The following is a 25,011-nucleotide window of genomic DNA, read 5'->3' on the forward strand; positions in this document are numbered from 1 at the left end:
CTCCTTCTTATTATTTCATCATGTCAGTTACAAATGGAAGTAACGCCAAATGACGTGCTCTCTTCACTGCCTGTGCAATTCTACGTTGGAACTTCAAAGAAGTACCTGTGATACGACGAGGAAGAATCTTTCCTTGTTCGTTCAAGAATTTCTTTAAGAATTCAGGATCTTTGTAATCAATATACTTGATACCACTCTTTTTGAAACGGCAATATTTCTTCTTCTTTACGTCTACTGAAGGCGGAGTTAAATATCTGATTTCTGATTGATTTTGTTGTGCCATGATTAATTTTCCTCCTTTTTAGTTGATTTAACACTTCTTCTCTTAGCAGCATATTCTGCAGCATACTTATCCATTCTGAAAGTTAAGAAACGGATAACGCGTTCATCACGACGGAAGTTTAGTTCAAGCTTCTCAATCACTGACGGCTCAGCTTTAAACTCGATCAACTGATAAAAACCTGTTGATTTCTTTTGGATTGGATAAGCCAATTTTTTAAGGCCCCAATTCTCTTCATTGATAATCTCAGCTCCTTCTGCTTGAAGAATAGCCTTGAATTTTTCTACCGCTTCCTTCATCTGTACATCAGATAAAACGGGAGTTAAAATGAAAACGGTTTCGTATTGATTCATACTATACGTTAATTAAATAATTAAAAATATGTTTTTAATGCGGGTGCAAAGGTATATATTTTCTTTTAATAGACAAAGAGTTAAAGCGAAATATTTCCAAGAAAAGAATTCTCGTACTCTTAACAAAAAAGAAATAAATCCTCTTTTTATCTTTTTTCATAGATAATTATTGGATAATATAAAAGAGTAATCGTATATTTGCAAAGTTGTTTAAACAATCATTTCATGATAGAGCAGTTCAATTTTGATATTCAGTTAATATTTGCGATTCTTAATGGTAAGGTTTCGGCAGCCATAAATAGAAAATTATACCGTAATTTTCGACAGAATGGTCTGGAAATTAGTCCGGAACAATGGACCGTTTTAATTTTCTTATGGGAAAAAGATGGGGTAACGCAACAAGAGTTGTGCAATGCAACTTTTAAAGACAAGCCAAGCATGACCAGACTAATTGACAATATGGAACGTCAGCATCTAGTGGTACGTATATCCGATAAGAAGGACCGGAGAACCAACTTGATTCATCTCACCAGAACCGGAAAAGAAATTGAAGAACGCACACGATCTATCGTTGACCAGACATTGAGAGAGGCTCTAAGTGGAGTCACATTAGAAGAATTAAAAATCAGTCAAGAGGTTTTAAGGAAAATATTTACTAATACGAAAGGCTGACGAAAACAGAAAAAACAATTAATTAATATCAGTAATTGTTTTTTCACTCAAATAATTTCTTTCGTTAAAGAATTATTCTTTAATTTGTAGCAAGAAAAATAAAACTATAAAATACACACAAATGAAAAGCTTATTAAAGAATTTAGGTCTGATTTTAATTGTACTTGGAGCTATCATCTTAGTTGCGTGTTTCTTCACCGGTGATGTAAACAACAACGTTATTCTAGGAAGTTCCATGACTCTTATCATTGTCGGCTTAATTGCATATATTGCAATTAATAAAAGAATCACAGAGTAAATAAGTCAGAAAAAAGAAATAAAAAAGCCGGGTTACTTACGTATTCCGGCTTTTTTGTTACCTATTTATCGTTGGTTTATCCTTCCACCTCGGGAGTTATCAATTTATAACCCTTTCCGTGAATATTGATAATCTCAATAGAATCATCCTCTTTCAAGTGTTTACGCAATTTAGTAATATAAACATCCATACTACGTGCATTAAAGTAGTTATCATCAATCCAGATGGTCTTCAATGCAAAGTCACGCTGCAAGATTTCATTTGCATGTGCACAAAGCAATCCAAGTAACTCAGACTCCTTAGTCGTCAGCTTAGTCTGCTTTCCATCAATAGCCAAAATTTGTTTCTGAGTATCAAAAGTGAAGCGACCAATCTTATAGATATTACTTTCCTTATTTTTCTTTCCTCTTACGCGTCTCAAGATTGCTTCAATTCTGAAAGTAAGCTCTTCCATACTGAAAGGTTTAGTGATATAATCATCCGCACCAATCTTAAATCCTTCCAAAATATCTTCTTTCAACGTCTTAGCTGTCAAAAATATAATAGGAATTTCCGCATTTACAGCACGAATCTCCTGCGCCAATGTAAATCCATCCTTTTTAGGCATCATTACATCCAACACACACAAATCGTACTTGCTTTTCAAGAAAGCCTTATAACCAGCTTCTCCATCAGGATATAACTCGGCTGAGTAACCTTTTGCTTGCAAATATTCTCTTAAAAGCATGCCAAGATTTTCATCATCTTCGCACAATAAAATACGCAATTTCTCGTCCATATCATTAATTATTTAATAAAGGTAATACAATAATAAATTTAGTTCCCACATTCAATTCACTTTCGGCACGTATCGTACCTTTATGATCTTGAATAATCTTTTTCACATAAGCCAAACCGAGTCCGAATCCTTTCACATCATGCAAATTTCCGGTATGTACCCGATAAAACTTATCAAATATCTTTTTGAGGTTTTCCTTCTTTATACCGATGCCGTTGTCTTGTATCGATATATAAAGTTTACCTCCTTCATTCCACGTACGGACATTCAACAACAAATCCTGGTCCGGTCGTTTATACTTCACGGCATTATCCATCAAATTGAATATCACATTTGTAAAGTGCATCTCATCTACAAATATATTCGGATGTTCCGCTTCAAGGTTCGATGTTATCTTACCGTTATATTTCTCCACCTTTAATGTAAAGGTGTTTATTACACCCGTTATCAATTCATTCGCATCGACTTCCTTCATCTTTAACGTTGCATTCTGCCGCTCGAACATTGACATCTGAAGCACTTTCTCTACTTGGAATCTCAACCGCTTCGTCTCGTCATTTATCACACCGGATATATGCTGGAACATCTGCGGAGATTTCGCTACTGCCGGATCTTTCAGCATCTGAGCTGCCAATGATATGGTAGATATCGGCGTTTTAAACTCATGTGTCATGTTATTGATGAAATCATTCTTTATTTCACTCAACTTCTTCTGCCTGAATATACTATAAATAGTAAATACAAAGGTCACAAGCAACACGAGCGTAAAAATGAGCGAAGGTATCATAAACCTGATGGAGCTGAATATGTAATTGTCCAAAGTAGGGAAATGAATCTTCACCAAACCCATTTTTGCGGGAGGGTCATTCTGGAAAAGTATTCGTGTATAAGATATATCCTCACCTTTATCATCATAGTCAGGACAACGGTACACCTCTTTTCCATCTTTATCCACCACGGAAAAATGATATGTGATATCAATGCCGTTATTAAACAGTGCCGTTTTCAAATACTGATCCAGATTCTTGAAATTAACACGTTCTTCCAACGGCTTATCACTTGCCGTATACAAAATGTTATAGACCACCTCGTCCAGCAATGCACGCTGGTACAAATATCTGTTCTTTATAATCTCCTGCAATGATCTTGATGTCTCAGGAATGGATTTCCTTCCATGATTACGGGAAATCATTGCTTTTGCCGTACCCGATGGCTTTGTCGTTATTGTTTTCAACTCAAAAGAAGAATACAAAGAACCATCGTGAGTTGTTACCGTATAATGTTGCGTCTGCTGAACAATATCATCGCCGGAAGATGAAGTATTCGCCTGATCATAAGCCCTTGCTGCACGTTCCGTTTCTGCAACATCTTTCTCCAGATACCTCAACGTTTCATCATATTCCAGGTTTTTCGCCGCCTGAAACAAACTGCGCTTGACCGACTCGTCAAATTGTTCCTTGCGCATCTTAACCATCTCCTCTATATAACTTACCTGAAGGTAAAGTAGACTAAGAAAAGATAGTCCCATGATTATTCCTAATATCCAAATTGTCGACTTTTTCATAACAACAAAATTAACACAGTTAAATTAACACGCCTAGCACATTAACCTGTTTTAACGATGACTTCTTCTTAATTAACCGAATTAGCCTTTTTAGGTAATAATCTGAATACTATAACAAAAAAGTATTCACTTGGTTTGCAAAAATAATAAAAAATTAAACTCTATCCTACAAACGAGGAGCTTTTTATTAAGCATTGTTAAAACAAGAAAGGCGTCAATCAAACTTACAACACAGAAACACGGATTAACGTGGTATCTTGCAGATTTGTTTCATACCTCTGCGTTAACCAGCGTTAATCCGTATCCTAAAATTATAAAAAGAAAAATATACTTTTACTCTTCTTTCGCTTCTTTTGCTTCAAATTCTTTAATCAGCTTATCCTGAACATCCGAAGGTACAAGTTCATAACTTGCAAACTTCATAATGAACGAAGCACGCCCTCCTGTCAAAGAACTGAGAGAGGTGGAATAAGAAGACATTTCTTTCAAAGGCACTTTAGCGACAAGTTTTTCATATCCGCTTTCGCTGCTCATTCCCATAATCATGGCACGACGTCCCTGCAAATCTCCCATCACATCACCCATTTTATCACTCGGAACAAATACTTCCACATCATAAATCGGTTCCAGAATCTTCGGACCTGCATTCTTAAATGCTTCACTGAAAGCATTTCTTCCGGCAAGCATGAAAGAGATTTCATTAGAATCTACCGGGTGCATCTTTCCGTCATATACAATAACACGGACATCACGTGCATACGAACCGGTCAAAGGACCTTGTTCCATACGGCTCATGATACCTTTCAATATAGCCGGCATGAATCTCGCATCAATGGAGCCACCTACGATACTGTTGATAAACACCAGTTTACCACCCCATTCCAACTGAACTTCATCCGTACCTTTTACATTAATCTTAAATTCCTGTCCGTTGAATTTATAAGTTTCGGGCAATGGCATTCCTTCGTAATAAGGCTCTACAATAAGGTGAACTTCACCAAACTGACCTGCTCCACCTGATTGTTTCTTATGACGATAATCCGCACGAGAAGCCTTAGTAATCGTTTCACGATAAGGAATCCTCGGTTCTTCATATTTTATCTGAAGTTTCTCATTGTTTTCAAGTCTCCATTTCAAGGTACGTAAATGGAATTCTCCCTGTCCGTGTACGATTGTCTGTTTCAATTCTTTAGATTGCTCTACAACCCACGTCGGATCTTCCTCACGCATACGGTTCAGAATAACCATCATCTTTTCCGTATCGGCTTCATTCAAAGGCTTAATAGCACGGGAATATTTGGAATTAGGATATTTGATGAAGTTAAAATGATTTTCCGCACCTTTGCCGTTCAAGGTATTGCCTGTCTTGACATCCTTCAGTTTCACTGTACAGCCAATATCTCCCGCACGAAGTTCTTCCACTTTAACACGGTTGGCTCCCGCACAAACATATAACTGTGCCATACGTTCTTTCGAACCACGGTCTGCATTTGTCAAGTCGTCACCTTCGCGTACCACTCCACTCATTACCTTAAAGTACTGAACTTCTCCGATATGCGGTTCAACCGCTGTCTTAAAGAAATACAACGAAGTAGGTCCGTCTGCATTCGGTTCTACCACCTCGCCACGAGTATTATGTACCTTTGGCATTTCTGAAACGAAAGGAACTACATTGCCTAAGAATTCCATCAAACGGCGAACTCCCATATCCTTGCCTGCACAAACACAGAACACCGGGAACATGCCCCGACTGGCCAATCCTTTACGGATACCTTCGCGCATTTCATCTTCCGACAAGGATTCCTGTTCAAAGAATTTTTCCATCAAACCCTCATCATTCTCGGCAGCAGCCTCTACCAATGCCTTATGCATCTCCATCGCTTTATCCATCTCTTCTGCCGGAATATCCTCGATTATAGGTGCACCACCTTCAGGTTTCCAAGAATATTTCTTCATCAGCAGCACATCAATGAGCGCATTAAAATCGGGTCCGGAATTGATCGGATATTGAATAGGAATAACTTTTGGTCCGTATGCTTCTCTTAATTGTTCCAGAATATTATCATAATCACATTTATCGTTATCCAATTGATTAACAAGGAATATAACCGGTTTTCCCAGTTTATCGGTATAACGGAAATTATTCTGTGTGCCGACTTCCACACCATACTGTCCGTTCAACAAAATAATGGCAGTATCCGTAACATTCATTGCCGTAACAGCTCCCCCAACGAAGTCGTCAGAACCCGGACAATCTATTATATTAAGTTTTTTTCCATTCCATTCAACATGGAAAACGGTGGAAAACACGGAATAACCATATTCCTGCTCCACCGGGAAGTAATCACTAACTGTATTTTTGGCGGCGATAGTTCCGCGACGTTTTATAACTCCACTCTCGAAAAGCATAGCTTCAGCGAGAGTGGTTTTCCCAGAGCCAGAACTCCCCAACAAGGCGATGTTCTTAATTTCGTTAGTCTGATATACCTTCATAATATATAAGATTTAAATGATTACCATGATATGTTCATCGCATATCTTTTAATTTTGTGGAGCGCAAATTAGAAATTTATATCAACTAAAACAATTATTCCGTAGTGTTACTAAACAATGTTATTGAGCAGAGTTATGAACAATTTAGAAGTTATATCGTTAAAATTCCGTAGTTTGCAGATTTCAGTTGGATGTACGAATCAAACACGTTATCTTCCATAAAAATTGCAAAAATAGGATATACTCCGCCGCCGTCTTATAAAGGCTTCCGATAAGTCTTTCTAGTTGATTAATAAATAAATGTTTCTGTATTGTCAAGAGAGACGGCGGCGGTTTTATACTGCTTCCCCTTGTCTATGCTCTCAATCAACCGTATGCTTAATTAGTTTCACAATATATGGAACTATGGTTTCATAAAATAGGAAACATTAGTTCCACAAAATATGAAACTATTGTTTCTCCCTTATGCGTATAAGGGAGAGAAAGGGAATAAAGGGAGGAATACGCTTTATGGGAAAGAGTTCGTACCGGACAGAAAACAAAAAAACTCCTTCATATCAATCACATGAAGGAGTCCTCTTATAATAAAAAGTAGTTATACTGCTTATTTAGCAAGGCTATAGACAATATCCATCACCTTTTTGCCTATTTCTTCCGCAGCTTCCATGGTGGCAGCTTCCGAATAGACGCGGATAATCGGTTCGGTATTACTTTTGCGCAGATGCACCCATCTGTCCGGAAAGTCAATCTTCACACCGTCTATATCATTAATCTCTTCATCCTTATAGATTTCTTTTACTTTCGCCAGAATAGCATCTACATCCGTTTCCGGCGTTAAGTCTATCCGGTTCTTCGCGATGAAATACGGAGGATAAGTTGCACGCAATTCGCTGACTTTCTTTCCTTCATGTGCCAAATGGCTCAAAAACAAAGCGATTCCCACCAAAGCATCACGTCCGTAATGGCTCTCCGGATAAATAACTCCGCCATTGCCTTCACCACCGATAACTGCGTTTGTTTCTTTCATCTTTGTAACAACATTCACCTCTCCTACCGCGGCAGCATTATACTGTTGTCCGTACTTGCGAGTTACATCACGCAAAGCACGGGTAGAACTGAGGTTGGAAACCGTATTCCCGGGTGTATGCTTCAACACATAGTCGGCAACAGTAACCAACGTATATTCTTCTCCATACATCTTCCCATCTTCACAAATCATGGCCAAACGATCCACATCGGGATCTACCACAAAGGCAACATCCGCCTTTCCACCCTTCATCAAGTGCATGATATCTCCCAAGTTCTTTTCCAACGGTTCGGGATTATGTTGGAAATCTCCCGTAGGTTCACAATAAAGCTTTTCGATATGCTTTACTCCCAAACGTTCGAGCAATTCAGGTAAAATGATACCCCCAACGGAATTCACGCAGTCAATAGCCACACGGAAATCGGCTTTCCGAATGGCCTCTACGTCCACTAACTTTAAAGCCAGTACGCTATCTATATGTTTCCAGTTATAAGTATTGTCTTCACGATAAGAGCCTAGATGATCCACATCTGCATATTCAAAAGATTCTGCTTCGGCAATGCGTAACACCTCATTTCCTTCTTCGGCATTCAGGAATTCACCTTGTTCATTCAGCAGTTTCAAAGCATTCCATTGCTTCGGATTGTGGCTGGCAGTTAAAATAATACCTCCGCAAGCTCCTTCCATAGTCACAGCCAGTTCCGTAGTCGGTGTAGATGCCAATCCGATGTTTACCACATCAAAGCCCATTCCCATCAACGTGCCGCAGACCATGTTCTTTACCATTTCTCCGGAGATACGGGCGTCGCGCCCCACAACTATTTTATTGCTTTTTACTTTTGTCGTCTTTCTGATTAAAGTAGCATAAGCCGAAGTAAACTTTACAATATCCAAAGGATTAAGCCCTTCACCTACATGTCCGCCAATCGTACCACGAATACCGGAAATAGATTTAATAAGTGTCATAAAAACTTTGATTTATAAATTAGAATCCGTTCTAATACAACTGATAAGTTAGTTCATAATAGCACGGGTAGATATTCTGTATTGCATCTGCTTGTCCACTCTTGGCGGAAACAATCAGTTTAACCTTTGTACGGTCAGCACCGTTCGTAGTAGATAATTTTATATAGTTCAAAGGGATAAGCCATCCTGCCGGAACAGAAGTCCCATAAGCTCGCAACATCAAACCCTTTTCTTCAACAAACTGTCCTAATATCTGACTGGAAGTTTTTGTATATCTGAACTCATCTATTTCATTCGGTCTATTCATTGTATTCGCCATAGTATCATTTGAAGCCAAATAAACTTCCAAACAACGAACCAATATCACATCATTCGTTTCAGCAAAACGGGCATCCGGACCTTCCGCCTCGTGCACCACTTGCAAGTAAACACCATCATTATTGAATTCTACGTATTGGTTTCCTATAGTCAAACTATCTTGCGCCTCAAACTGATCCAAAGATATCGTCTCAATCTCATGCTGGCTTATAAAACGTTTAATCAAGTTCCGCTCTTCTTTTAACTGCTCGGCATAGGACTTATAATCATCACAACTCTGCATAAACAAAGCAAATGCGACAAGAGAAAAGAATAATATACTAAGTTTCTTCATATTACGAATATACATTTTCGGACAAAAGTAATGAATCGGTCTATAACTATTGCAAACTTTTTGTGCAATTATGGTAAAATAACTATTTTTTAGCCGTCAATAACGGGCGATATTTCTCTAATGCTTGTTCAAACAGCTTCTCAGCTTCTTCCATTGTGCCAAAGAATTCTCCACCGGAAGCATTCAAATGACCTCCTCCATTAAAGAACTCGGCAGCAACCTTATTGCAAGGGAAATCACCAACCGAACGAAGTGATATCTTTATCATCTTTTTCTCGGTATCTTCACGCAAAAAGGCCGAGAATATAACGTTCTTGATGCTCAAAGGAATATTGACAAAACCTTCCGAATCACCTTTTATATAATCAAATTTAGATTGCTCATCTTTCGTCAGAGAAATCATCGCAGCATTACAATCCTTATATACACGCATCTTAGAATAAAGCACATACCCCATCAGGCGCAAACGACTTTCGGAGTAAGTATTATAAACCTTACGATAGATTTCATCCTTATCAATCCCCTTGGAAAGCAGTTCACTGATAATAAAATAAATCTCCCTGTTATTCGAATTATAGGTAAAACCTCCCGTATCGGTCATCATACCCGTATAAATACATTCGGCAGCCTCTCTGGTTATATCTTCAAAGTAACCCATTCTGCATATCAAGCGGAACACCAGTTCTGAAGTAGATGATATTTCGGGATGGGAAATTGTAATCGAACAGAAATTGTCAGGATGCAAATGATGGTCTATCAAGATCTTACGTCCCGATGCAGCCTCAACAGGAACTGCAAGATTATCAATCCGTTTTAAAGTATTGAAATCCAGACAACATATTATATCCGCCTCATTTATCAATTTATCCGCAAAATCAGCGTAGCGGTCATAAAGCAATATATCTTTAGCTCCGGGCATCCATTTCAAGAAATCAGGGAAAGCATTGGGAACGATTACATTTACCGTTTTACCTTGGGATTCAAGAAAATGCCATAATCCCAACGATGAACCGATGGCATCCCCGTCAGGAGCAACATGGGATACAATCACTATTCTATCTGCTCTATCAAACCATTTTGTAAAATGATCTATCTTTGATTGTTCTATTACTTTCGTCAACATATAATCGTTCGTTCTTCTTTTCCGTGCAAAATTACAAATTAATATCTGAATATCGGGTAGTAAGCAGCTATATATTCACTTCCCAAGCACCATTATCCGCTAAAGAAACATAATCTAATCCTAATTTTCGACATTCCTTTTTTAATAGTTCCAAGCGAAACTCGCTTAAAGAAGCGTCCAATACGACTGTCCTTATTCGAAACACAGGCAAAAGTTCCTTTACACGACCTTTATACCCTTTACAGAGATAAAGGTAATCTATCAACAACGGTGCATCGGACATTTTGTTCTTCCATTTATCATCTTTTACCATACAAACTGTACGTCCAAAGAAACCGGAAATACCATTATGCGTCCATATATTACGTTCCTCATAATCTTGTGGCATAACGGCAGGTTTATCTATTCTCTTTCTTCTCCAGAAACCTTCTGTAGCATATTTCAGCTTATCAATAGCGTTACAATCCGCCATCTGGAGATAAGACACGCCATTTCCTTGAATAAAATGAACAGTAGGGCAAGCTGAGGAATGATAGAATAATATAGACGGATGCTTCACGGTGGTATTTGTGTAATCTACTGCATAAAACAGACCAATGAAAGGTATCAGAGCACCTAAAACTATTGTACGGACACGTGTGCCATTTACCCCTTTCAGCAAAAAGACAAAGAGGATAATATAACAAACTGCGACATCAATCTTTAAGAAATTAATATCATTGATAATAGCACCCGGCAGGTGTTCTACAAATGAAGTAATATAGTTCAAAGCCTTCACTAAACCGGATAAGAGATCTGCAAGAAGTAATTGCAGCACAGGCAAAAATCCGATTACTAACATAACAATAGAAAAAAGCAAAATAAGGCTCACCAATAAAAGAACCGGAATATTTGCCAGTAAAGAATAGACCGGGAAACGGGAGAAATTAAGCAATACAATCGGCAAAGTTCCTATCTGTACCACTATGGAAACGGCTATTATTTGCCATGCTTTCTTCAAAAAACGGTTTTTAACTTCGATTTTCTTCTCAAGCCGAGGCAGAAAAAGAATGATGGATATTACTGCCACAAAAGATAACTGGAAACCAACATCATATAGATAAAACGGATTATAGAGCAACATTACAAAAGCAGCAAAACCAACTACATTTAATGTAACACTCCTCTTATTACATATTCCGGCAAGAACTATCAAGGAAAACATAATCACTGCACGAACAACAGATGGGGATAATCCGGAAACAAAAGCGAACATCCATAAAATCAGAACAGTAATAATGCCTTTTGTTTTATTACAAGAGTGTTTCCCCAATAAGCCACTCAACAGAATGCCTAGTAAACAAGACAATATTCCGATATGCAACCCTGATAATGCAAGCACATGGCTAGCACCCGCTACCAAAAAGGATTCCCGTACTTCTTTACTTAATTCCTCCTTATAACCTACTGTCAAGGCAGCTAGCACAGCAAACTCGTCTTTATCAAAGCCCAAGCCTCTATATTGAGCCAAAAGCCGTTCCCTGTAAGATAGAGCTAGTTGTTTTAAAGTCTTTCGAGAATCATGACCTACCAACTTCCAATATCCCGAAGGTATATATGCTGTTCCCGAAACACCTTTGTGCCGCAGAAATCCTGCATAATCAAATTCATAAGGATTTCCATTATTATGAGGCGAAGCAACTTTACCGTAAAACACCAGTTCATCACCTGTGCATAACTCCCTACTTAACGAATCATTAGCCAAATAAAGCAAAACATCTTTTTCTACAGAAGTATTTCCTGAAGTCTTCATGTAATCAATGACATACACCTGGCAAAGAACACTCTTCTCTTTCGCCTGAGGATTATCTTTTAAAATAGCATGATAAACTTCCCGCTGTTTCTCCCATCTATAATGACTCATAAATTGATGAATACAAACTAAGCCATCCCCTACGGCCATGAAAAAGAAAAAGATTCCCACTCCTGTCAACCACCGGAAAGCATAATCGGATTTAATTCTATGGATAATAAGAAAGATGAATGAAGCAAACACACAGCCACCGATAAATGTATATCCAACAGTTTCCGTCACATCGGAAAACAATTCACCAAAACTAATTCCGATGATTAGAGGTATAAGGATTCGCAGGAAAGGATATTTCCCTAATTTATCAGTTGAAAACAATCTCTTTATTTGAGTGCTTTCAAACGGTGTATCATTTCTTGAGGATCAGGAGCAGAGAATACTGCATTTCCGGCAACAAGCACATCAGCTCCGGCTTTTACTAATTTCTCACCAGTCTCCAAATTCACACCGCCATCCACTTCTATTAAAGCGTTCGAGCCGGTACTATCTATCAAGCGACGAAGTTCTTTTACTTTCTCCAAACTATGTTCTATGAACTTTTGTCCGCCAAAGCCGGGATTCACACTCATAATCAAAACCATATCAACATCACGTATAATATCCGTCAACATAGCAACAGGAGTAGCCGGATTCAAAGTCACAGCAGCTTTCATATCCGCTTCTTTTATTTGCTGAATCACACGATGCAGATGTGGGCACGCCTCGTAATGCACATTCATCATCATTGTGCCCAGCGCCTTGACTTCTTTAATAAACTTCTCAGGACTAACAATCATCAAATGCACATCAAGCGGTTTTTCCGTCAATTCCGCAACATACTTTAAGACAGGAAAACCAAAAGATATATTAGGTACAAACACACCATCCATCACATCAATATGCAACCAATCTGCTTCACTATGGTTTAACATATTAATATCCGCAGCTAAATTAGCAAAATTAGCAGACAATAACGAAGGAGATACTTTATGATTCATGTCTATTTCTTTGTTGTTATGCAAATGTAATCCTTTTCATTAAATAAAACAGAATAAAAGAGGAATTTGTTTGGTAAGAAAACAAAATGCCCTCCGTACGTTTCTATACGGAGGGCTTATTGTAAGATTCGCATCTTAAGATGCCGGAGATTCATAACCGGCTAAAGTTAAGGAATAGGTTTCTGGTATATCTTAAAATCACATCAATAAGTCCAACGTAAACCCAACTGCAAATTAAAATTAGTTGGCTTCTCTTTTCGAATGGTTTGTACCCCACTTCCATCGTCGAAATAGTGAACAACTCCCGGTTCTACATAGATTCCAAAATGTTTCGTTGCATTAAGCTGTGCACCAACCGCCGCAGAAACAGACCATTGTACCTGTTTAACATTTTCATTCCATCTGGAATCCGGTTCGTCACTCATTACATAAACTCCTTTATACTTTCCTGAAAGAGATTTCTCTATCGCACCTCCCGCTGAGAGATACAAAGTCAAATACTTTCGATTCAGAAACATCCAGTTTCCTTTCAAAGGTAAGCCTATGTAATGCAACTTATATTCTTCAATATAATAATCGTCCTGACTACCCGACTTCAACTCAGAAGAAAGCATTGTATACATTAGCCCCGTCTCAATAGCAAAATTACGGGACAAATTATAACGAAATGAAACGCCTGCCGTCACAGGAGTCTTATGTTTTATATCTGTCTTGACATCCTTTCCTATATTATTATAAAGTACCTTTCTTAACGGACGAGCCTTTTTCATTCCCTCTTCTGTACACTCATCCGATTCATCTGAATATGAAGGAAGGCAATTCATTGTTTGCATACTCGCACTATTATCCAAACTATTAAATCCGGGAGCACCATTACTTTGCACCATCGGCGAATTTCCATAAGAGATGCCTACAGTCCATTTCTTATAATCTTTCTTATCCAAAGAAGCAAGAACCCGGGAGTTCTCTTTATAAATATCGGTATAAGAGCGTTTCTTGACCTTTCTTTGTTCATTAACCGACTGGTTTTCCTTTTGTTCAGCCCGAATATCTTTCTTCTCTCCGACCAATGTATCCACTGGCTGAACATCAACCGCCTCAATTACCTCCTCATCCTTAACTTGCACTTTCTTTACAGGCATACGAACATGAGCGATTGTAGGAGTAGAAATATCCGGTTGCGATTGTGATATCAAAGTTTGAGGTTGTATATCCTCTTTTTCAATATCCTCAGGAACAGTGAGTGGGGCAGAAGCAACTTCCGGTATATATTTCTCTACCGGAGCGTTCAGCAACCATAAGCTAACAGAAGATATAAGTATAATAAGTACAGCTGCAGCAACAGCAATCTTACGGAAAGGATGCACAGAGACGACATGAACCGGGGACAGTTCTTTCTCTAAAGAACTCCATACGTCATCAGAAACCGGCTCCGAATAATCTTTGAACCGTTCTCTAAATCCCTTTATCAATTTGTCATCTTCCTCTTTTTTCATCTCACATTACAATTCCTTATCCATGTACTCTCTTATCTTCTTCGCTAAAACCGCTTTCGCTCTAAACAACTGCGATGCGGAGGATTTCTCATTAATACCCAATTCACGGGCAATCTCTTTATGCGACTTTTCCTCAAACGTATATAAGTTAAATACCGTACGATAACCCGTAGGAAGCTCATTTATGAACTTCATCAATACACTTTGTGGAATACGCTCTATATCTTCATCATTTGTCTCAGCTATAGTGTCCGGCACTTCCTCTATTGTCAGTATCTGATTCAAAGTATCATTCTTACGAAGATACTCTATCGACAGATTCACCATTATTCTACTTAGCCAAGCTTTTAACGATCCATTTCCCCTGTAAGTAAACTTATCGAAAGAGCCAAATATCTTTAAAAAGCCATCGTGCAAAAGATCTTGAGCTATTTCCCTGTTTCCTACATACCGCAGACAAATAGCCATCATCTGCCCTGCATATAGTTCGTACAGAAATTTGCGGGCAACATTATCGTTCTGCCTGCATCGTTCTGCCAGTTCATATTCACTCATCGAATCTTTCAACACCTGCTTCATTTATTAAATGGCGCAAAGATAAAAATACTGCACCGACTGGACAATAAAATTAAAGTTAATCATTTTAACGAAAGAAGGGTATCTAAATTTTACTTCAGATACCCTTCCAATAAGTTTTCGGCTTTTATCCAAGAACCATCTCTTGAAGCCCTTCAGGAAGACTCTTTTCAACCTGGTAATTGCGAGCGAACAATTTTAAGAAAGTCAATGTCTTATTACTTGGACGCATCAACTTTACCTGCTCTTCTGTTCTCTCCTCATTTTGTTTCTTTTCCGAAACAGTAGAAGTACATACATTCTTCATAGGCAGCCACATATTTATATGATTTTAATTATAAAACGCATATAATGTGGCTTTAGTATACCAATCGGAGAATTTATAGTTCTTTAATCAAGCGTCAGCACCATATCTCTTTCTTCTGCCATACGACGAAGATTAAGAATTGCATAGCGCATACGTCCCAATGCCGTATTAATACTGGCTCCTGTTGCTTCTGCTATTTCCTTAAAACTGAGATTCTGATAAAAACGCATATAAACGACTTCCCGCTGATTATCGGGTAAAAGTTTCACAAGCTCCCGTACGTCATCTTTTATCTGCCCTTCTATAATCTCACTTTCGATGGTACGTTCCGAAAGGTTGATATTGTTTAGCAAGTCTACCTCCGAATCATCATTGGAAACTACATTCTCATTCTTCTCCTGACGGAAATAATCAATAATCAGATTATGGGCAATGCGGGTAATCCATGCGGGAAACTTTCCATTTTCCGTATAGCGTCCCTGACGAATCGTAGTAATCGCTTTAACAAAAGTATCTTGAAAAATATCTTCTGCCAATTCATTATTGCGGACAATAAAGTAGATATACGAAAACAATCTGTTTTCATAACGACTTAAAAGTATATCAAAAGCTTGGTTGTTACCTTCTGAATACGAAACGACTAATTGTTCATCAGTCATTCTTCTCAAAGTTTCCATTACGTCTTATTTTAGAAATTAGAGTAATGTTTCGTCAATAGGCAAGTGTTATTAGGTTATTACTAAATGTTACGCACTGCAAATAAAAATAATATTTGCCAAATTACAAAACAAAATGCATTAAATTTCCGTTATTAACATTCTCATTTAACTTCCATCCCCTCTACGCACTTAAAACCACGTAGGAACTCATCAATGTTAAGGCGCTTCTTTCCAGCCATTTGCAAAGACTTCACAACAACAAAACCATCCGAAACGGCAACATTGAAATAAGTCTTGCCATCCGTCTGAATTGTTCCATTGGAAAGAGAATGATTCTGCAAGCACTTCTCTGTTTGATATATTTTAACTACAACCGAAGTTTTATCCGGAAAATGAAGCTCAGTCCATGCAGCGGGATATGGTGAGAGCCCGCGTATAAAATCATATATTTTCTTAACCGGCTGATTCCAATCAATACGGCATGTCTCCTTAAATATCTTCGGAGCAGGACGCAATTCTTCCGGTTGTTGCATTTCTTCCTGAGGAATCGGTTTCACCCGGTTTTCAAGAATAGCATCGACCGTTTCAACAACCAACCTTCCTCCCAGATGCATTAACTTGTCGTGAACAATCTCCACATCATCCGTTTCCTCAATAGGAACTTTTACTTGTTGGATAACTTCTCCCGTATCTATTTCATGCTTCAAGAAGAAAGTGGTTATTCCGGTTTCCTTATCACCATTTATAACAGCCCAATTTATAGGAGCGGCTCCTCTATATTGAGGCAGCAACGAGGCATGAAGATTAAATGTACCTAAACGGGGCATATTCCAGACTATTTCGGGAAGCATACGGAATGCAACAACAATTTGAAGGTCGGCTTTCAAGGCACGGAGCTGTTCTATGAATGTCTCATCTTTCAGTTTCTCCGGTTGAAGTACGGTAAGTCCATTCTCCACTGCATACTTTTTTACCGGACTGGGTTGCAACACACTTGCATGGCGCCCTATCGGTTTATCAGGCATTGTAATTACCCCTACTACGTTATAACCTCCTTCAACCAAGCATTTTAAACTCTCTACGGCAAAATCGGGAGTACCCATATATACGATACGCAAATCTTCTTTCTTCATCGCTTTTCATTTTTAATCTTCAGAGAAATGTACCAACACCTGACGGTAGGAATTGAATATCTTCGATTTGGAAACAAAGCCAAGATACTTCCCATCTTCATCAATAACTGGTAAATTCCACGCTTTAGTATCATCAAACTTCCGCATCACAATCTCCATCGGGTCAGTAACCAAAAGTTTGGCGGGAGGTGATGTCATCAGCTTATCCACTTTAAAACGGTGGTATAATTCCTGACGGAACATGATATTCCGAATATCATCCAAAACAACAATGCCAAGCAATACCCCGCTTGCATCTACCACAGGAAACAGATTGCGCTTTGCCTTAGAGATGACTTTCACCAACTCTCCCAAATCCATCTCCGGCCTCACAATATCAAAATCTTCCTCAACAACATTCTCCACTTTCATCAACGTCAATACCGCTTTATCTTTATGGTGAGTCAACAACTGCCCTTTCTTAGCCAAACGCATGGAATAAATACTATGCGGTTCAAAGACAATGATTGTCAGATACGAACTGACAGAAACAATCATCAACGGTAGAAACAAATCATACCCTCCCGTCAGCTCGGCGATAAGGAAAATACCTGTCAACGGTGCGTGCATAACCCCGGACATCAATCCGGCCATCCCCATTAAAGCGAAATTCTTCTCCGGCAGATCCGGGAAGAACCCCAGACTATTGGCAAAGTTAGAGAATACAAAACCCGCTACACAGCCTAAGAACAAGCTCGGTGCAAATATACCACCACAACCTCCACCACCATTCGTAGCACTGGAAGCAAATACCTTAAACAAAACAATCAACGTCAAATAAACCAAAAGAAGATTACCATATCCGTAGAAAAACGAATTGTTCATAACCGTATCCCAATCTGCCGTACTCACACCGTTGAGCAACAGTTCTATGGTATCATAACCTTCACCATATAAAGGCGGGAAAAGAAAGATCAAAACGCTCAACATCACACCGCCTATGGCTAGTTTTATATAAGGATTATTATATTTGCGGAAAACATTTTCCACCGAATTCATGGCACGGGTGAAGTACAGAGAGACTAATCCGCAGAAGATTCCCAACAGGATAACATAAGGTATACGTTCCATCGTAAAGATTTGATCCTGATGAAACTTAAACATAGCCTCTGTTCCCGTAAATATATAAGACACGGTAGCAGCCGTCACACTGGAGATCAATAACGGAAGCAGGGAAGCCATCGTTAGGTCAATCATCAATACCTCAAGTGTAAAGACCAATCCTGCAATCGGTGCTTTAAAGATTCCGGCAATTGCTCCCGCCGCGCCACAACCCACCAAAAGCATCAGTGTTTTATGTTCCATTTTAAAGACACTGCCCAAGTTGGAACCGATAGCCGAACCCGTCAGCACAATAGGCGCCTCCGCTCCGACTGACCCACCAAAACCGATGGTAATACCACTGGCTATAACAGACGACCATACGTTGTGTCTCTTTATCCTTCCTTGACGACGGGAGATTGCGTAAAGTATCTTGGTAACACCATGACCGATGTCATCTTTCACTATGTTACGAATAAAAAGCCCGGTAAGGAAGATACCGATCACCGGATATACCAAATACAAGTAGTTGGCACCCGTAGTATCAAAGTTATCAGTCAGGAAGTTTTGTATCAAATGAATCAAATACTTTAATATTAATGCCGCCAATGCGGTAAGTATACCTACAAAAAAGCTCAGCATCAAAATAAAATGCTTCTCACTTATATTCTTCTCACGCCAAAGAATCAGGCGTTGCATCAAGCTTGGTTTCTCATCTTGCATAATCGTCTCCATATTACCTTACTTTTTATCCTTAAAACTTCTACATGCCTTCTCCCGTAAACACTGTCTTAAACGTATAAAACAGTATTTTAAAGTCTACGGCTATCGAACGGCTCTCCAAGTATACGATGTCATACTTCAACCGATCCAACATCTTTTCCATCGTATTCGCATACCCGTTTCTTACCGTCGCCCAAGACGTCAGTCCCGGTTTCACATTATATATCAAACAATAATAAGGGGCTTCCTTAATAATCTGATCTACAAAGAACTTCCGTTCGGGACGAGGTCCGACTAAAGACATTTCCCCTTTCAAGATGTTCCAAAACTGCGGCAATTCATCCAAACGATATTTCCGCATGATCTTTCCGAAAGGAGTGATCCGGTCATCAACCTCCGAAGACAAACGGGGCACGCCTCCCTGTTCCGCATCCTCACGCATCGTTCTGAACTTCAATATATAGAAAGGTCTGCCTAAATAGCCTATTCTCTCTTGCCGATAGAACACTTTACCCGGAGAGTCTTTCTTAATCCTCCAAGCCAAATAAAGGAATAATGGAGAAAGAATAATCAGAGAGAACAAAGCAACCGTAAAGTCGAGCGTCTGCTTCACATTCTTCTGTCCTTCCGGCATATTGTCACGTGTTATCTCAATCATCGGAGAAGTATAGACGGAAGTCATCTTCACCGCACGGCTCAACACGCTGTATTTCCCGGCAAGTATCTTAATCGGAATATTATATTTATACAGGCTCTTCAACAAGCCGAAGAGTTGCTTTTCATCATGTGAGTCAGGTGCTACAACTATTTCTTTTATCTTATAATCATGTATCACCCTCTCCACATCACCCCAATTACCCAATACCTTATCGTCACTGACCACGCGAGGCTCTCTGCCCGTATCAATGAATCCCACAATCAGACTGCCGATACCGACTGACAATCCGTTCAATTCCTCCTCGAAACCGCAAGCACGCTTGCCCGCACCTATTATTAATGTACGGAAACCGAATTTGCGACGATGAATCAATCGCATCAGGCTCTGCGTCAACGTAAAGCGAAACGCATAAATCAATGTGAATTGCAGCAGAAACGAGACGATCAGTAATTTATAGAATATCCGATAGTAAGCCGGATCGTCATTCAGAATCGCCAGAAAGAAAACAAACAACGTCCCGATAACAGCTGAAATGATAGTCACCCTTAACTCCTGCAAACGGTCACGATGTACCGGATTATTATAATACCCGGAATAGTAATAGATAGCCATCCAAAACAACGGGATCAACACTTGCAACTGTATCTCACGCTCCGCCGTCAGATAATGACTGATGCTATGGAATGTCTTATAACCAATCTGACTGTAACGGTAGATATTCAGCAAGAACCATGCGAGATTTGCCATTATGAAATCTCCCACAACATACTCCCACCGTAAAGCCCGTTCGTTTATCGTCATTCTCAGTCCTCTTATTCTCTAATAACTTTTACCACACCGCCTACGCCCAGCTTAATGATACCGGACGGTTTGGGACGACTCATATCATCCTGACGATATTCCACAATATAGTCCACCAACGATTTAATTTCTTCACTTATCTCTGTGAAATTGGCAGGCGAAGGCTGTCCGCTGATATTGGCGGAAGTAGAAACAATAGCCTTGCGGAAACGAAAACAAAGCTGTTTTGAAAACTCTTCGTTGGTAATGCGGATTCCCACGCTACCGTCTTCGGCTATCAAATTCGGAGCAAGATTGCGTGCACCATCATAAATGATAGTGAGGGGTTTGTCGGCAACTTCCAGTAAGTCCCATGCAACAGACGGCACATCTTTCACATAAAAATCGACTTTAACCTGCGAATCGACCAAAACAAGCATTGCCTTGCTATCTGCACGTTGCTTAATTTCATAGATTCTTTTCACAGCTTCTGCGTTTGTCGCGTCACATCCCAATCCCCAAATTGTATCGGTAGGGTATAGTATCACCCCACCCTCGCTCATCACCTGACAAGCTTTCTTAATGTCTTCGTTCATGTCCATTACATTTTTTGCCGACGCAAATGTACATAATACATTTAGGTAATCAAAATATTTGCCCCACACAATTAATGAAAACTGTTTGGGAAACAAGCTCATGGGTAATGACTGATTAGTAAATACGACAGCACAAACTACTTGTCTCACAATAGGTGAAACAACTAATGCACCTAATGTGAGCTAACTATTCCACAATAGGTGCAACAACTGTCGCACCTGTTGTGAGACAGATAAACCGGTTAAAGAAAACAGCTTATACACACCTGCAAGCAGGTTAGTGTATAAGCTGTCAAACTTTAATTGGTGGAGATGTATTTAAAACTCCGAAGTAAAATGGAACTTAATATGTTTAAAGTCAGACTGAGCCATCTGCAAAACATAATTCGAGTCCGCAAGAAAGACATCACGCCCCTCACGGTCTTTCGCCATAAACTGGTATTTACGCTTCTTGAATGCTTCCAACTCGGCAAGATCATCGCTCTCTATCCAGCAGGCTTTGTAAAGACTGAGAGGTTCCCAACGGCATTGGGCATTGTATTCATTTAAAAGACGGTATTGAATTACTTCAAACTGCAACTGCCCCACCGTACCAATAATCTTACGTCCATTGAATTGATTCACAAACAACTGTGCCACACCCTCGTCCATCAGCTGATCTATACCTTTGTTCAGTTGTTTGGTTTTCATCGGGTCGGCATTCTCTATATATTTGAACATTTCCGGTGAGAAACTGGGTAAGCCTTTAAAATGCAGTTCCTCTCCTTCCGTCAGTGTATCACCGATTTTAAAGTTACCGGTATCCGGCAAGCCAATGATATCACCCGGATAAGCCTCGTCGATGGTACTCTTTTTCTGTGCCATGAACTGTGTAGGCGAAGAGAAACGCATGACTTTGCCATGACGTATATGTTTATAAGGAGCATTACGAACAAACTTACCGGAACAAACTTTGCAGAAAGCGACGCAAGAACGGTGATTCGGGTCAATGTTGGCCGTTATCTTAAAGATAAACCCGGTAAATTTATTTTCTTCCGGCTTCACCAAACGTTCTTCCGACTGCACCGGACGAGGGCTCGGAGCTATCTCCACAAAGCAATCCAACAACTCTTTCACTCCAAAGTTATTCAAAGCCGAGCCAAAGAACACAGGGGCAAGATCACCTTTCAAGTATTCCTGAACGTCAAAATCAGGATAAACTCCATCCACCAGCTCCAGATCCACACGCAGCTTTTCAGCTTCCGAGTCGCCAATGTTCTTCTCCAAATCAGTGCTGTCCAAATCTATCTCAATCTTCTCTGTCACTACCTGTTTGCTAGGGGTATAAAGATCGAGTTTCTTTTCATATATATTATAAACACCTTTAAAGCGCACTCCCTGACCGATAGGCCAGCTTAAAGGACGAACGGCTATCTGCAATTCCGTCTCTATCTCATCCAGCAGATCAAAGGCATCACGTCCTTCACGGTCCATCTTATTGATAAAGACAATGACAGGCGTCTTACGCATCCGACACACTTCCATCAAACGGCGTGTCTGTGTTTCCACACCCTTCGCACCGTCCACAACAATAATTACACTATCCACAGCAGTCAACGTACGGAAAGTATCTTCCGCAAAATCCTGGTGACCGGGAGTATCCAAGATGTTTACTTTGTAATCATTGTAATCAAACTCCATCACGGAGGTAGTTACCGAAATACCACGTTGCTTTTCGATCTCCATCCAGTCGGATGTCGCGGTCTTCTTTATCTTATTGGACTTTACGGCACCGGCAACTTGAATCTGACCTCCGAAGAGCAAAAGTTTCTCGGTTAATGTTGTTTTACCCGCATCCGGGTGTGAAATAATCGCAAAAGTACGTCGTCTCTGTATCTCGTTCATAAATTAATTAATTATTCATTGCTTTGATGCATTCCTTCAGGCTCTCTTCCCAATGAGGAATAACAATACCAAAAGTTTCTTTTATCTTTGTTTTATCCAATACCGAATAATGAGGACGGGGAGCTTTTGCCGGAAAGTCTTCGGAATGTAACGGTTTTACATCACAGGAGATACCGGACAGGCGATGGATAGCCTTTGTGAAATCATACCATGAACACACTCCTTCATCACTAAAATGGTAAACGCCACGCACGATACCTTTATTTATTATAGCATAGATAGCACGAGCCAAATCACGGGCATAGGTCGGCGTACCAACCTGATCAAAAACGACGCCAAGCGTATCACGTTCCTGCCCCAGACGTATCATAGTCTTCACAAAATTATTACCGAATATGGAATAAAGCCATGCGGTACGGATAATAACACTGTTGTGGCAATGTTCCAACACATTCTGTTCTCCTGCCAACTTTGTCGTACCATACACAGATGCCGGGCATGTCGGTTCTTCTTCTTTATAAGGAATATGGTTTGTACCATCAAACACATAATCCGTCGAAACTTGTATGATGGAAGCATTACGGCTTTGCGCAGCTTTCGCCAGATACCCTGGAGCCACACGGTTCAGCTTATCACACAGTTCTTTATTATCTTCAGCTTTGTCTACCGCCGTATAAGCGGCACAATTTACAATCACATCTATCTGATGCTCTGTTACATAATTTAAAACAGCTTGTTCGTCGCATATATCAAGTGTATCTACATCCGTAAAAAAATAAGTGTATTGCTCATACTCATGGGCTAACACTTGCATTTCATTACCTAACTGACCGTTTGCACCGGTCACTAATATATTCTTCATGACTTCAATCGTCTAATTTTAATTCTCCTTTTTTATCTTTATCATAATAATTTGCCAGCAAAGACAGAAAGCTACTAATCTCTTTTATAGCTTTTTCCGTATCAGCGCTTACTTCTTTCTTCTGAAGTTTTAACAGCATAACGCCATAAAGAGCCTCAAAACAAGTTTCCAGTTCAGGTTCGTCCTTCTTGCCTGATTTATTCCTCAATTCCACAATGAAAGGAAGTGCCTTAAAATACGCCGCACCATAAAACGGGAACTTCGGAGAACGGAGTAAATCCAAATGCAAGTCGGTCAACAACAGGATTATATTCTTATTTATCTGCAAATGACCTTTTTCCACCACTCCTTCTTCTCTCATCATTGCAATCAAATCCTCATACCAACGTGCCAGTTTCTCTTTTTCATCTTCACCAATCTGATATTGAGAAATAATGGTCGACTTAATCTTCTCAATATCACAATCATTAGCACGGATAAGATCTTCCACCTGCCACATATAAATGAGGTATTCCGCAATATTTCTTTCTTTTAATTGTTGAGCTATAAACATGATATTAATAAATAGAGGCTCCTGAAACCGTTAATATAAATCCCACAACCGAGATTACCATAACAACAATACCAATGATACGGTTTATCATCCAAATACCTCGAAGATTAAAACGATTACGCACTTTATTGACAACGTATGTCGTACCAAACCACCATGTAAAGGCTCCTAAAGCTATTGCCACATATCCTACTACTTGCTCATAGATATGAATGCCGGGAAGAACAAAAGCAAAGCGAGCAAAAAGTCCGATGAAAAGAAAGATAATCAGAGGGTTGGATAGTGTAACAAAGAATGCAGTGATAAAATTATGCAGATAGGTACCTTTATTTTGCGAAACGGGTCGTAACGACTGCACAGGATTGCTTCTAAACGTATAGATACCAAAACCAAGCAACATCACACTTCCCAACAGCTGTAAATACATTTGATTCGCAGCTATAAAATCAAACATAAAACTCATGCCATATCCCGTTAACAGGGCATAAGCTATATCACTTAAAGAAGCTCCCAGTCCGGTTACAAAGCCATACCAACGTCCTTTATTCAATGTACGCTGGATGCAAAGCACTCCTACCGGCCCTAACGGCGCGGAAACGACCACTCCGATGATAAAGCCTTTCACTAATAGGTCTAAAACAGTTACTTGCTCAATCAAATTCATAATGCAAA

Annotated in this window: 24 protein-coding genes; 2 read left to right on the forward strand and 22 right to left on the reverse strand. The window is 39.5% G+C overall.

Going from position 1 to position 25,011, the window contains the following annotated elements:
• Window positions 1–10: 10 nt before the first annotated feature.
• Both rpsR and rpsF read right to left on the reverse strand, forming a co-directional pair.
• Window positions 11–283, reverse strand: a complete 273-nt coding sequence (gene rpsR, locus DXB63_RS04675) for a 30S ribosomal protein S18 (RefSeq protein ID WP_122125219.1) — start codon at window positions 281–283, stop codon at window positions 11–13.
• 2 nt (window positions 284–285) lie between these two features.
• Entirely contained in the window at window positions 286–633 is a 348-nt protein-coding gene (rpsF, locus tag DXB63_RS04680; protein WP_122125220.1) for a 30S ribosomal protein S6, read from the reverse strand.
• A gap of 225 nt (window positions 634–858) precedes the next feature.
• Here rpsF and DXB63_RS04685 point away from each other — a divergent pair, with 225 nt between their 5' ends.
• Window positions 859–1,305, forward strand: coding sequence for a MarR family winged helix-turn-helix transcriptional regulator (locus DXB63_RS04685; protein WP_122125221.1), 447 nt, complete (start codon window positions 859–861; stop codon window positions 1,303–1,305).
• A gap of 121 nt (window positions 1,306–1,426) precedes the next feature.
• A complete protein-coding gene (locus DXB63_RS18090; protein WP_178300807.1) occupies window positions 1,427–1,603 on the forward strand; it encodes a hypothetical protein in 177 nt (58 codons plus the stop codon).
• Window positions 1,604–1,679: 76 nt separating this feature from the next.
• On the opposite strand, the gene DXB63_RS04690 is transcribed toward DXB63_RS18090, so the two are convergent.
• The 20 genes from DXB63_RS04690 to DXB63_RS04785 form a co-directional block, all read right to left on the reverse strand.
• On the reverse strand, window positions 1,680–2,381 hold the full coding sequence (locus DXB63_RS04690; protein ID WP_122125222.1) for a response regulator transcription factor: 702 nt from the start codon (window positions 2,379–2,381) through the stop codon (window positions 1,680–1,682).
• Window positions 2,382–2,385: 4 nt separating this feature from the next.
• A complete protein-coding gene (locus tag DXB63_RS04695; protein ID WP_122125223.1) occupies window positions 2,386–3,945 on the reverse strand; it encodes a sensor histidine kinase KdpD in 1,560 nt (519 codons plus the stop codon).
• Between the two features lie 333 nt (window positions 3,946–4,278).
• Entirely contained in the window at window positions 4,279–6,438 is a 2,160-nt protein-coding gene (locus DXB63_RS04700) for a translation factor GTPase family protein (protein WP_122125224.1), read from the reverse strand.
• Window positions 6,439–7,042: 604 nt separating this feature from the next.
• Entirely contained in the window at window positions 7,043–8,431 is a 1,389-nt protein-coding gene (glmM, locus tag DXB63_RS04705; RefSeq protein ID WP_122125225.1) for a phosphoglucosamine mutase, read from the reverse strand.
• Between the two features lie 31 nt (window positions 8,432–8,462).
• Window positions 8,463–9,083: a DUF4827 domain-containing protein gene (locus DXB63_RS04710; RefSeq protein WP_158563638.1), complete on the reverse strand. Its 621-nt coding sequence runs from the start codon at window positions 9,081–9,083 to the stop codon at window positions 8,463–8,465.
• Between the two features lie 82 nt (window positions 9,084–9,165).
• Window positions 9,166–10,206 carry a bifunctional oligoribonuclease/PAP phosphatase NrnA gene (locus tag DXB63_RS04715; RefSeq protein WP_122125227.1) on the reverse strand — a complete coding sequence of 347 codons (1,041 nt, stop codon included), beginning with the start codon at window positions 10,204–10,206 and terminating at the stop codon, window positions 9,166–9,168.
• Window positions 10,207–10,273: 67 nt separating this feature from the next.
• On the reverse strand, window positions 10,274–12,373 hold the full coding sequence (locus tag DXB63_RS04720; RefSeq protein ID WP_122125228.1) for a ComEC/Rec2 family competence protein: 2,100 nt from the start codon (window positions 12,371–12,373) through the stop codon (window positions 10,274–10,276).
• Between the two features lie 5 nt (window positions 12,374–12,378).
• Window positions 12,379–13,032: a ribulose-phosphate 3-epimerase gene (rpe, locus tag DXB63_RS04725; protein ID WP_122125229.1), complete on the reverse strand. Its 654-nt coding sequence runs from the start codon at window positions 13,030–13,032 to the stop codon at window positions 12,379–12,381.
• 203 nt (window positions 13,033–13,235) lie between these two features.
• Window positions 13,236–14,528, reverse strand: coding sequence for a porin family protein (locus DXB63_RS04730; RefSeq protein WP_122125230.1), 1,293 nt, complete (start codon window positions 14,526–14,528; stop codon window positions 13,236–13,238).
• Between the two features lie 6 nt (window positions 14,529–14,534).
• On the reverse strand, window positions 14,535–15,083 hold the full coding sequence (locus tag DXB63_RS04735) for an RNA polymerase sigma factor (protein ID WP_122125269.1): 549 nt from the start codon (window positions 15,081–15,083) through the stop codon (window positions 14,535–14,537).
• Window positions 15,084–15,231: 148 nt separating this feature from the next.
• Complete coding sequence (locus tag DXB63_RS04740) at window positions 15,232–15,411, reverse strand: hypothetical protein (RefSeq protein WP_147332257.1); 180 nt, start codon at window positions 15,409–15,411, stop codon at window positions 15,232–15,234.
• A gap of 83 nt (window positions 15,412–15,494) precedes the next feature.
• Complete coding sequence (locus DXB63_RS04745) at window positions 15,495–16,088, reverse strand: RNA polymerase sigma factor (protein WP_122125232.1); 594 nt, start codon at window positions 16,086–16,088, stop codon at window positions 15,495–15,497.
• A 143-nt stretch (window positions 16,089–16,231) separates the two neighbouring features.
• Complete coding sequence (fmt, locus tag DXB63_RS04750) at window positions 16,232–17,203, reverse strand: methionyl-tRNA formyltransferase (RefSeq protein WP_122125233.1); 972 nt, start codon at window positions 17,201–17,203, stop codon at window positions 16,232–16,234.
• 12 nt (window positions 17,204–17,215) lie between these two features.
• Entirely contained in the window at window positions 17,216–19,006 is a 1,791-nt protein-coding gene (locus tag DXB63_RS04755) for a chloride channel protein (protein ID WP_178301180.1), read from the reverse strand.
• A gap of 40 nt (window positions 19,007–19,046) precedes the next feature.
• Window positions 19,047–20,465: a sugar transferase gene (locus DXB63_RS04760; RefSeq protein WP_122125234.1), complete on the reverse strand. Its 1,419-nt coding sequence runs from the start codon at window positions 20,463–20,465 to the stop codon at window positions 19,047–19,049.
• Window positions 20,466–20,476: 11 nt separating this feature from the next.
• Window positions 20,477–21,040, reverse strand: a complete 564-nt coding sequence (locus tag DXB63_RS04765) for an L-threonylcarbamoyladenylate synthase (RefSeq protein ID WP_122125271.1) — start codon at window positions 21,038–21,040, stop codon at window positions 20,477–20,479.
• A 318-nt stretch (window positions 21,041–21,358) separates the two neighbouring features.
• Window positions 21,359–22,924: a peptide chain release factor 3 gene (locus tag DXB63_RS04770; protein ID WP_122125235.1), complete on the reverse strand. Its 1,566-nt coding sequence runs from the start codon at window positions 22,922–22,924 to the stop codon at window positions 21,359–21,361.
• A gap of 7 nt (window positions 22,925–22,931) precedes the next feature.
• Window positions 22,932–23,786 (reverse strand): dTDP-4-dehydrorhamnose reductase, encoded by an 855-nt coding sequence (gene rfbD, locus DXB63_RS04775; RefSeq protein ID WP_122125236.1) that lies wholly within the window; start codon window positions 23,784–23,786, stop codon window positions 22,932–22,934.
• Window positions 23,787–23,790: 4 nt separating this feature from the next.
• Window positions 23,791–24,339 (reverse strand): DUF4924 family protein, encoded by a 549-nt coding sequence (locus DXB63_RS04780; protein WP_122125237.1) that lies wholly within the window; start codon window positions 24,337–24,339, stop codon window positions 23,791–23,793.
• Window positions 24,340–24,343: 4 nt separating this feature from the next.
• Entirely contained in the window at window positions 24,344–25,003 is a 660-nt protein-coding gene (locus tag DXB63_RS04785; RefSeq protein WP_369869576.1) for a LysE family translocator, read from the reverse strand.
• Window positions 25,004–25,011: the final 8 nt, after the last annotated feature.

Origin of the sequence: Bacteroides sp. OM05-12, from assembly GCF_003438995.1 — a bacterium.
Taxonomy (GTDB): Bacteria; Bacteroidota; Bacteroidia; order Bacteroidales; family Bacteroidaceae; genus Bacteroides.